This is a genomic window from Serratia oryzae (assembly GCF_001976145.1).
Lineage (GTDB): Bacteria > Pseudomonadota > Gammaproteobacteria > Enterobacterales > Enterobacteriaceae > Chania > Chania oryzae.
In genome coordinates, this window is sequence record NZ_MOXD01000078.1 from 1 (window position 1) to 255 (window position 255).

General features: G+C 49.8%; 1 rRNA gene. It reads left to right on the forward strand.

Annotated features, from left to right (window positions below):
• Positions 1–111: ribosomal RNA gene (locus BMI79_RS22990) — 16S ribosomal RNA — on the forward strand; the annotation flags it as partial.
• Positions 112–255 lie beyond the last annotated feature (144 nt).

Genomic DNA, 255 nt, shown 5'->3' on the forward strand with positions numbered 1-255 from the left:
GAAGTAGGTAGCTTAACCTTCGGGAGGGCGCTTACCACTTTGTGATTCATGACTGGGGTGAAGTCGTAACAAGGTAACCGTAGGGGAACCTGCGGTTGGATCACCTCCTTACCGAACGATATTGATTAAGTGAGTGCTCACAACAGATTGTCTGATAGAAGTAATGAGCAAAAGCGTCATAAAAGTACGGTGTCGTGTCCCCTTCGTCTAGAGGCCTAGGACACCGCCCTTTCACGGCGGTAACAGGGGTTCGAA